Annotated in this window: 8 protein-coding genes; 6 read left to right on the top strand and 2 right to left on the bottom strand. The window is 52.8% G+C overall.

The features are described 5' to 3' along the window. Nucleotides 1-19: 19 nt before the first annotated feature. Nucleotides 20-2,026: a bifunctional tRNA (5-methylaminomethyl-2-thiouridine)(34)-methyltransferase MnmC2/FAD-dependent 5-carboxymethylaminomethyl-2-thiouridine(34) oxidoreductase MnmC1 gene (mnmC, locus tag A1SC_RS13600; protein ID WP_000683549.1), complete on the bottom strand. Its 2,007-nt coding sequence runs from the start codon at nucleotides 2,024-2,026 to the stop codon at nucleotides 20-22. A gap of 158 nt (nucleotides 2,027-2,184) precedes the next feature. Between mnmC and fabB the strand changes: the two genes are divergently transcribed. Both fabB and A1SC_RS13610 read left to right on the top strand, forming a co-directional pair. Continuing rightward, a complete protein-coding gene (gene fabB / locus A1SC_RS13605; protein WP_000817180.1) occupies nucleotides 2,185-3,405 on the top strand; it encodes a beta-ketoacyl-ACP synthase I in 1,221 nt (406 codons plus the stop codon). A 286-nt stretch (nucleotides 3,406-3,691) separates the two neighbouring features. Then, the gene (locus tag A1SC_RS13610) at nucleotides 3,692-4,870 is read left to right on the top strand and encodes an MFS transporter (RefSeq protein WP_000127795.1); all 1,179 of its coding nucleotides are present in this window, start codon (nucleotides 3,692-3,694) and stop codon (nucleotides 4,868-4,870) included. Here A1SC_RS13610 and flk read toward each other — a convergent pair. After that, nucleotides 4,867-5,862 (bottom strand): flagella biosynthesis regulator Flk, encoded by a 996-nt coding sequence (gene flk / locus A1SC_RS13615; RefSeq protein WP_000615850.1) that lies wholly within the window; start codon nucleotides 5,860-5,862, stop codon nucleotides 4,867-4,869. The two genes, A1SC_RS13610 and flk, sit on opposite strands and share 4 nt — an antisense overlap. Nucleotides 5,863-5,961: 99 nt before the next feature. Between flk and pdxB the strand changes: the two genes are divergently transcribed. The 4 genes from pdxB (at nucleotide 5,962) to A1SC_RS13635 (ending at nucleotide 9,676) form a co-directional block, all read left to right on the top strand. Then, nucleotides 5,962-7,098, top strand: coding sequence for a 4-phosphoerythronate dehydrogenase PdxB (gene pdxB, locus A1SC_RS13620; RefSeq protein WP_016262188.1), 1,137 nt, complete (start codon nucleotides 5,962-5,964; stop codon nucleotides 7,096-7,098). Nucleotides 7,099-7,163: 65 nt separating this feature from the next. Further along, a complete protein-coding gene (locus tag A1SC_RS13625) occupies nucleotides 7,164-8,177 on the top strand; it encodes an aspartate-semialdehyde dehydrogenase (protein WP_001289148.1) in 1,014 nt (337 codons plus the stop codon). Then, nucleotides 8,177-8,989, top strand: coding sequence for a tRNA pseudouridine(38-40) synthase TruA (truA, locus tag A1SC_RS13630; protein ID WP_001283594.1), 813 nt, complete (start codon nucleotides 8,177-8,179; stop codon nucleotides 8,987-8,989). The genes A1SC_RS13625 and truA overlap by 1 nt, the downstream gene beginning before the upstream one ends. A gap of 27 nt (nucleotides 8,990-9,016) precedes the next feature. Continuing rightward, nucleotides 9,017-9,676, top strand: a complete 660-nt coding sequence (locus A1SC_RS13635) for a DedA family protein (RefSeq protein ID WP_016262187.1) — start codon at nucleotides 9,017-9,019, stop codon at nucleotides 9,674-9,676. Nucleotides 9,677-9,732 lie beyond the last annotated feature (56 nt).

Genomic DNA, 9,732 nt, shown 5'->3' with positions numbered 1-9,732 from the left:
CAAACAATGCCAAAGCAGATTACCCTACCTTAACCGCTTTACCCTTCAATAACTTCCGTACCCATAACCGATTTGGATTTAATGCCGCCAGCGTACTGGCATCCATCGGAACAGGTTCTTCACTCATCTGTGCCGCCAGAATCTCGGCGCACAGCGGGGCAGAGCACAAACCGCGCGAACCCAAAGCAGCAAGCATAAAGAGATCGTCATAGACTGGTGCGCTTACCGCTTCATCTTTCTGTTCCGCCAGCGAGGTATATTCCGCGAGCGTGGCGTCATAATCGGGGACATTTCCCACCATGGGCAGATGATCGCGCGTGGCACAACGTACACCACAACGAGCCTCTTTATCACTGACATCAACTTCTTTCGTCCACTGCGCCTGCGGGAAGCAATCAATCAACCGTTGGCGATTCTGCTGCTGATCGTCCTCACTGTAGGTCGTATCTTCACTACCGCGGTGATAACTGGCACCAATACAATGGTGCTGATTCGCCGGATTTTGTGGTGTGAGATAACCGTCATAGCACAGCACCTGCTTTAGTTTCGCCAGTTCCGGCGTTGTCGGAATATGACTGACCTGTCCGGCAACCGAATACACCGGTAGAGGTGACGTCTGGCTGAATCGGCTGATTTGATGCCCGTTCGCCAGTACCACCACGCTATGCATCACCTGCTGATGATCTGCAAATGTCAGTTGCCACCCGTCATCCTTACGCAATAAATCCTGCAACTGATGTTGATAACGAATCTGCAAACCTTGCTGTTCCGCCTGTTCCAGTACATTACGGGTAAGTTCTGCCGGACATAGCCAGCCGCCTTGCGGATAAGTAATACCGCCACAATTTGTCGCAACACCTGTAATGTTTTCAACCTCATTTGCGTTGACCGCCATCGCCAGATCTGCGGGTAAATCCATCGATAACATCTGCGCGATTTTGTGCTGGCTTTTCTCATCCCAGGCTAGCTGCGTTACGCCGCACCAGTCATGATTAAATTTAACGGGTAATTGACCGTAAAGCCGACGGGCAAAAGTAAATGCATTAGAGAAAAAGCGGTTCAGCGCCTCATCGTGTTTGCTTAATAACGGATACAGCGCTCCCTGACGATTACCAGAAGCACCAAGCGCGGGAGCGTTATCCGCGCAGTAAAGCGTTACCTGCCAGCCGCGCCGCAACAGCGCCAGTGACAACAACGCGCTGGCGATACCGCCGCCAATAATCGCCACTTCCCGTTTGTTGCTACCTGTGCGATTAAACCACGGTGCGGAAGAGGGCAGTGATAATGTCTGTTCCATCACGCCGCAAAGCATCTCTCGTTTCCGCCCAAAACCCTTACGCTTTTGCATCGTGAATCCGGCTTCCTGCAAGCCCCGGCGGACAAAACCGGCAGACGTGAAGGTTGCCAGCGTGCAGCCAGGACGTGCCAGACGCGCCATGGCGTTAAACAGATTTTGCGTCCACATATCCGGGTTTTTCGCTGGCGCAAAGCCGTCCAGAAACCAGGCATCCACTTTTTGATTTAGTGAATTGTCCAGTTGGCTGGTGAGTTCGTTAATATCGCCAAACCATAAATCCAGCGTTACGCGGCCTTCATCGAGCAATAAACGATGACAACCGGGCAAGGGTAAAGGCCACTGCGCCTGAAGCTGTTTCGCCCACGGTGCCAGTTCTGGCCAGTGTTGATGTGCTAACGATAAATCAGCCTGGGTGAGGGGAAATTTCTCAAAACTAATGAAGTGCAATCGCTGCAATTGTGCCTGTGGATGCGCTTCGCGAAACTGATCAAATGCCTGCCATAGCGTCAGGAAGTTTAATCCGGTGCCGAAGCCGCTCTCTGCTACCACAAACAGAGGATGTGGATGTGTGGGAAAACGTGCCTCTAATTGGTTACCCCCCAGAAAAACATAACGCGTCTCTTCCAGTCCGTTATCGTTGGAAAAATAGACATCGTCAAAATCTCGGGAAACAGGTGTACCCTCAGCATTAAATTCGAGGTTGGCAGGTTGTATAGCGTAGTGTTTCACGTAAGTTACTCGTCTTACAGGCGGTGGCTCGATCTTAGCGATGTGTGTCAGGCTGCGCAAATTTCTCTATAAATTGTCTGATCGGACTTGTTCGGCGTACAAGTGTACGCTATTGTGCATTCGAAACTTACTCTATGTGCGACTTACAGAGGTATTGAATGAAACGTGCAGTGATTACTGGCCTGGGCATTGTTTCCAGCATCGGTAATAACCAGCAGGAAGTCCTGGCATCTCTGCGTGAAGGACGTTCAGGGATCACTTTCTCTCAGGAGCTGAAGGATTCCGGCATGCGTAGCCACGTCTGGGGCAACGTAAAACTGGATACCACTGGCCTCATTGACCGCAAAGTTGTGCGCTTTATGAGCGACGCATCCATCTATGCATTCCTTTCTATGGAGCAGGCAATCGCAGATGCTGGCCTCTCCCCGGAAGCTTACCAGAATAACCCGCGCGTTGGCCTGATTGCAGGTTCTGGCGGCGGTTCCCCGCGTTTCCAGGTGTTCGGTGCTGACGCAATGCGCGGCCCGCGTGGCCTGAAAGCGGTTGGCCCGTATGTGGTCACCAAAGCGATGGCATCTGGCGTTTCTGCCTGCCTCGCCACACCGTTTAAAATCCACGGTGTTAACTACTCCATCAGCTCCGCTTGTGCGACTTCCGCACACTGTATCGGTAACGCAGTCGAGCAGATCCAACTGGGCAAACAAGACATCGTGTTTGCTGGTGGTGGCGAAGAGCTGTGCTGGGAAATGGCGTGCGAATTTGACGCGATGGGCGCGCTGTCTACCAAATACAATGACACCCCGGAAAAAGCCTCCCGTACTTATGACGCTCACCGCGATGGTTTCGTTATCGCTGGCGGCGGCGGTATGGTGGTGGTTGAAGAGCTGGAACACGCGCTGGCTCGTGGTGCTCACATCTACGCTGAAATCGTTGGCTACGGCGCAACGTCTGATGGCGCAGACATGGTTGCTCCGTCTGGCGAGGGTGCGGTTCGCTGCATGAAGATGGCGATGCACGGCGTTGATACCCCAATCGACTACCTGAACTCTCACGGTACTTCGACTCCGGTTGGCGATGTGAAAGAGTTGGCAGCTATCCGGGAAGTGTTCGGTGATAATAGCCCGGCGATTTCTGCAACTAAAGCGATGACCGGTCACTCACTGGGCGCTGCGGGTGTGCAGGAAGCAATCTACTCTCTGCTGATGCTGGAACACGGCTTTATCGCCCCAAGCATTAACATTGAAGAGCTGGACGAGCAGGCTGCGGGACTGAACATCGTAACCGAAACGACCGATCGCGAGCTGACCACCGTTATGTCTAACAGCTTCGGCTTCGGCGGCACCAACGCCACGCTGGTAATGCGTAAGCTGAAAGATTAATTCTGCGACATGTCGGAGTCGGTTGGAGCAGGTCGGATAAGACGCGTAAGCGTCGCATCCGACATTACGCGCCAGCTCCGCATTCGGCAGTAACGCAAAAGGGAGCCTGATGGTTCCCTTTTTCACATCATTGACAATCGCTGTTTGTTCCAGGCAAACTTCTTGCTTTGTCGATTTCCTGCTGAAAATACGTACGCGTTAAACCCTTCCAACGCACTGTAACCCTGAAAACCAGAGAGATAAGACGGGGAAATTCTTCGCCTTGCGCTGCATTCTGGAGTAATGCATGACTGCTGTAAGCCAAACAGAAACACGATCTTCTGCCAATTTTTCGCTTTTTCGCATCGCTTTTGCGGTTTTTTTGACCTACATGACCGTAGGGTTACCTTTGCCGGTGATCCCACTTTTTGTCCATCATGAGCTAGGCTATGGCAACACCATGGTCGGAATTGCCGTTGGCATTCAGTTTCTGGCCACGGTATTAACACGAGGTTATGCCGGACGGCTGGCCGATCAATATGGGGCAAAACGTTCAGCACTTCAGGGCATGTTATCCTGTGGCCTGGCTGGTGGTGCTTTATTGCTGGCTGCGCTTTTACCCGTTTCTGCGCCGATTAAATTTGCCCTGCTGGTCGTCGGGCGTTTGATCCTTGGCTTTGGTGAAAGTCAGTTGCTGACTGGTGCTCTGACCTGGGGATTAGGCATCGTCGGGCCAAAACACTCCGGAAAAGTGATGTCGTGGAATGGGATGGCGATTTACGGCGCACTGGCTGTCGGCGCACCGCTTGGCTTACTGATCCATAGTCATTACGGTTTTGCCGTCCTGGCACTTACGACAATGATACTGCCGTTGCTGGCGTGGGCCTGCAATGGCACGGTGCGCAAAGTACCTGCTCTGGCGGGAGAACGCCCCTCGCTGTGGAGTGTCGTCGGTCTTATCTGGAAGCCTGGGCTGGGCCTGGCGCTTCAGGGCGTGGGCTTTGCGGTTATCGGAACCTTCGTTTCGCTTTACTTTGCCAGCAAAGGATGGGCGATGGCGGGCTTTACGCTCACCGCCTTTGGCGGCGCATTTGTCGTAATGCGCGTAATGTTTGGCTGGATGCCAGACCGTTTTGGTGGCGTAAAAGTGGCGATAGTCTCTCTGCTGGTAGAAACGGCCGGCTTGTTGATGCTCTGGCAGGCACCGGGAGCGTGGGTCGCATTAGCGGGCGCGGCGTTAACCGGGGCTGGGTGTTCGCTTATATTCCCGGCCCTGGGTGTGGAAGTGGTTAAACGCGTTCCTTCCCAGGTGCGCGGCACAGCGCTCGGTGGCTATGCCGCGTTTCAGGATATCGCCCTCGGTGTTTCCGGGCCGCTGGCGGGTGTTCTGGCGACCTCGTTTGGCTACTCTTCGGTATTTCTTGCCGGGGCGATATCGGCGGTACTGGGGATTATTGTGACGATACTGTCGTTTCGCCGGGGTTAACCCACTAGCCAGATCAACATCACAATGATGACGACGAATAATATCCACAGGCTGGGGCGCATTGACATTTCTTTCATCGTGTCAATTAATGGGGTAAAGGGATTGAGCAGCGGTTGAATATCACGCGGTTCAATGCCTTTCACCCGCCGCTGATAGAGCTGGTTAAGGATATCTTCGGCCTGTGCAGACGTCAGGGCTGATTGTGTTGAAAGCCCATACTTTTGCTCAACATACGTCGATAATACCGTCAACTCGCTTGCATCCAGTGGCTGCTTTAGCGCCATCTGGAGTGACTCCAGCGTCGGAGTGTGTTGCTGACTTAACGCCTGACGAGCCTGTAACCAGGTGACCAGATGGTTAAACAGTTTCGCCGGAATCAACTCGCCATCTTTCACCCCTGAAAGTTCCAGCATCGATTGCCAAATCTGTTTGCTGGGTTCCCCTGTTGCCGCCGCGAGTTTGGTGACCAGTTGCTTGAGCGTATTGTGTTCCGCTGGTAATAAAGGTCGGTCGGTCGCCTGGCGCTGTTGCGGCTGCGGGATAACCATCTTCCCTTCCTGTAGTAGCGTCAGGACGGTTTTTAATTGCTCTGGTGAGAGTTGATTTAGCGGCGTCTGACCAAAGTTATGCCGGATATAATCCGTGACGGCCTGACGATTATTTCCCAGACGTAAATACTCCCCCAATTGGGCCAAAAGTTGGCGGACAGAATAACTTTTTTGCGCAGACAGCAAACGTTGCGCAAGGTTTTGTTCTGCTGCCGGGAAATGGCGTGAAAGCAAAGGTGAATCACCCGGCAGACCGATGTCGTGCTTTATATTGGCCCACAACTCTGCGCTCTGCTGTTGCGTCAGCGAAGTCACTTTGATCATCAAACTTTCCAACGCGGTACGTTGCAAGCTGGATAAAGGCTGATTGCCTGCGCCAGACGACAGGTTATCCCCCTGACCTGGTGGTTGCGCAGGAGGAGGGCCTGAAAGAGGTTGTATCATTACGTATCCTTATACCTGAAATCATCGCAAGTATGCCTGGCCGCGAGATTATGGCACACTTGTCCGGTTAACTCTCGTTCTCATACAGGTAGCACAAACGTGAAAATCCTTGTTGATGAAAATATGCCTTATGCCCGCGAATTATTTAGCCGTTTGGGTGAGGTGAAAGCGGTTCCGGGGCGTCCAATTCCAGTCGCAGAACTGGATGGCGCGGATGCGTTGATGGTGCGTTCGGTCACGAAAGTGAACGCGTCGCTGCTGACGGGGAAATCAGTAAAATTTGTTGGCACCGCCACTGCGGGGACCGACCATGTTGATGAGGCATGGTTGCAGCAGGCAGGGATCGGTTTTTCTGCCGCACCTGGCTGCAATGCGATTGCGGTAGTGGAATATGTTTTCTCGTCGTTGCTAATGCTTGCCGAACGCGATGGATTTTCACTGCATGACCGTACCGTGGGGATCGTGGGAGTTGGTAACGTTGGTCGTCGATTACAGGCGCGGCTGGAGGCGTTGGGAATTAAAACCTTGCTTTGCGATCCGCCACGCGCCGATCGTGGGGATGAGGGAGATTTCCGTTCTCTTGATGAGTTGGTTCAGCACGCGGATATTCTGACGTTCCATACACCACTCTTTAAAGATGGTCCGTACAAAACGCGGCATCTGGCGGATGAAAAACTGATCCGCAGCCTGAAGCCGGGGACGATTCTGATTAACGCTTGCCGTGGCGCAGTCGTCGATAATACCGCACTGCTGACCTGTCTGAATGAAGGCCAGAAGTTAAGCGTGGTGCTGGACGTCTGGGAGGGCGAGCCAGAACTCAACGTCGAGCTGCTGCAAAAAGTGGATATCGGCACGCCGCATATCGCGGGCTATACCCTCGAAGGTAAAGCGCGTGGCACCACGCAAGTGTTTGAGGCTTATAGCAAGTTTATTGGTCATGAACAGCACATCGCGCTGGATACCTTATTGCCAACACCAGAATTTGGCCGTATTACGCTGCATGGCTCGCTCGATCAGCCAACGCTAAAAAGGCTGGTGCATTTGGTGTATGATGTGCGCCGCGATGACGCACCGCTGCGTAAAGTCGCCGGGATACCGGGTGAGTTCGATAAACTGCGCAAAAATTACCTTGAACGCCGTGAATGGTCGTCTCTGTATGTGATTTGCGATGACACCAGCGCGGCGGCATTACTGTGTAAATTGGGTTTTAACGCCGTTCATCATCCGGCACGTTAATCTCTTCTTCATGCTCTCTGCTGTAATATCGGCAGGGAGTTTTGCTATTTCTGGAGTAAACCACCATGTCTGAAGGCTGGAACATTGCTGTCCTGGGCGCAACTGGCGCTGTGGGCGAAGCCCTGATTGAAACGCTGGCTGAACGTCAGTTCCCGGTTGGGGAAATTTATGCACTGGCACGTAACGAAAGCGCAGGTGAACATCTGCGTTTTGGTGGTAAGACAATCACCGTGCAGGATGCTGCCGATTTTGACTGGACGCAGGCGCAACTGGCGTTTTTTGTTGCAGGTAAAGAAGCTACCGCCGCCTGGGTTGAAGAAGCCACTAACGCGGGATGTCTGGTCATTGATAGCAGCGGCCTGTTTGCTCTCGAACCTGATGTTCCGCTGGTGGTGCCGGACGTGAATCCGTTTGTACTGGCGGACTACCGTAACCGTAACGTTATTGCTGTTCCTGATAGCCTGACCAGCCAGTTACTGGCTGCACTGAAACCGTTAATCGATCAGGGCGGTTTGTCGCGCATCAGCGTTACCAGCCTGATTTCTGCCTCCGCTCAGGGCAAAAAAGCGGTGGATGCATTAGCCGGGCAGAGCGCGAAATTGCTCAACGGTATTCCGATTGATGAAGATGATTTCTTTGGTCGTCAGTTGGCGTTTAATATGCTGCCCTTGCTACCGGATCGCGAAGGTAACGTACGCGAAGAGCGCCGTATTGTCGATGAAGTGCGCAAAATTATGCAGGACGAAGGGCTGATGATTTCGGCTAGTGTCGTTCAGGCACCGGTATTTTACGGTCATGCTCAGATGGTCAACTTCGAAGCATTACGTCCGCTGGCGGCAGAAGAAGCGCGTGATGCGTTTTCCCAAAGCGAAGATATTGTGCTTTCTGAAGAGAATGAATTCCCAACGCAGGTGGGCGATGCGTCTGGTTCTCCGCATCTTTCTGTCGGCTGTGTTCGTAATGACTATGGTATGCCAGAGCAAATCCAGTTCTGGTCGGTGGCCGACAACGTCCGTTTTGGGGGGGCACTGATGGCGGTGAAGATCGCTGAAAAACTGGTGCAGGAGTACCTGTACTAATGTCCGACCAGCAACAACCGCCAGTTTATAAAATTGCGCTGGGTATTGAGTACGACGGCAGCAGATATTACGGCTGGCAACGGCAGAATGAAGTCCGCAGTGTGCAGGAAAAGCTGGAAAAGGCGCTCTCGCAGGTAGCGAACGAACCCATCACCGTGTTCTGTGCCGGGCGAACCGACGCAGGGGTACACGGCACCGGGCAGGTAGTGCATTTTGAAACCACCGCGTTACGCAAAGACGCTGCGTGGACGTTAGGCGTAAATGCGAATTTACCTGGTGACATCGCCGTGCGTTGGGTTAAAGCTGTACCCGATGATTTTCACGCCCGATTTAGCGCTACGGCTCGCCGTTATCGCTACATCATCTACAATCATCGACTGCGTCCGGCGGTACTGAGTAAAGGTGTTACCCACTTTTACGAACCGCTGGATGCCGAACGGATGCATCGGGCGGCACAATGCCTGTTGGGCGAGAATGATTTCACCTCGTTCCGCGCGGTGCAGTGTCAGTCCCGAACGCCGTGGCGTAACGTTATGCATATCAACGTCACGCGTCACGGTCCCTATGTGGTGGTAGATATCAAAGCGAATGCCTTTGTACATCATATGGTGAGGAATATTGTCGGCAGCCTGATGGAAGTGGGTGCCCACAACCAGCCGGAGAGCTGGATAGCAGAGCTGTTGGCGGCTAAGGACAGGACGCTGGCGGCAGCAACGGCGAAAGCGGAAGGGTTGTATCTGGTCGCGGTGGATTACCCGGACAGATTCGATCTTCCAAAGCCGCCAATGGGCCCGCTCTTTCTGGCGGACTAATTTTAGTCGTACAAGGCATAGGCAAATATGGACCTGATTTATTTCCTCATCGATTTTATCCTGCACATTGACGTGCATTTGGCGGAACTGGTCGCGCAGTATGGCGTCTGGGTTTATGCCATTTTGTTTGTGATTTTGTTCTGTGAAACTGGTTTGGTAGTGACACCGTTTCTGCCGGGAGATTCGCTGCTGTTTGTTGCCGGGGCGCTGGCCTCGCTGGGAACTAACGATCTCAATGTCCATATGATGGTAGTACTGATGCTGGTTGCCGCGATTGTTGGCGATGCCGTTAACTACACTATTGGGCGGTTGTTCGGTGAGAAATTATTCAGCAATCCGAACTCGAAAATTTTCCGTCGCAGTTATCTCGACAAAACCCATCAGTTTTATGAGAAACATGGCGGCAAAACCATTATTCTCGCCCGTTTTGTGCCAATTGTCAGAACGTTCGCCCCGTTCGTTGCGGGGATGGGCCACATGTCATACCGTCATTTCGCCGTTTATAACGTGATCGGCGCGCTGTTGTGGGTTCTACTTTTTACCTACGCAGGCTATTTCTTCGGTACAATCCCAATGGTTCAGGATAACCTTAAGCTGCTGATCGTCGGGATTATTGTGGTTTCCATTCTGCCGGGCGTCATCGAAATTATCCGTCACAAACGCGCTGCGGCACGCGCCGCAAAATAAAAAGTAACTCCGCGGTTCGACCACTTTTTTATCCAAAGTTTCGGGCTGTTATGTTT

It is taken from the genome of Escherichia sp. KTE52 (assembly GCF_000408325.1).
Lineage (GTDB): Bacteria > Pseudomonadota > Gammaproteobacteria > Enterobacterales > Enterobacteriaceae > Escherichia > Escherichia marmotae.
The sequence above is the reverse complement of the archived record's forward strand: the minus strand, read 5'-3'. Positions and strand labels throughout refer to the sequence as shown.

What these genes read in the sequence shown, in the direction of transcription:
- fabB (WP_000817180.1), top strand. Translation starts at nt 2,185, where the DNA reads ATGAAACGTGCAGTGATTACTGGCCTGGGCATTGTTTCCAGCATCGGT.
- A1SC_RS13610 (WP_000127795.1), top strand. Translation starts at nt 3,692, where the DNA reads ATGACTGCTGTAAGCCAAACAGAAACACGATCTTCTGCCAATTTTTCG.
- flk (WP_000615850.1), bottom strand. Translation starts at nt 5,862, where the DNA reads ATGATACAACCTCTTTCAGGCCCTCCTCCTGCGCAACCACCAGGTCAG.
- A1SC_RS13625 (WP_001289148.1), top strand. Translation starts at nt 7,164, where the DNA reads ATGTCTGAAGGCTGGAACATTGCTGTCCTGGGCGCAACTGGCGCTGTG.
- truA (WP_001283594.1), top strand. Translation starts at nt 8,177, where the DNA reads ATGTCCGACCAGCAACAACCGCCAGTTTATAAAATTGCGCTGGGTATT.
- A1SC_RS13635 (WP_016262187.1), top strand. Translation starts at nt 9,017, where the DNA reads ATGGACCTGATTTATTTCCTCATCGATTTTATCCTGCACATTGACGTG.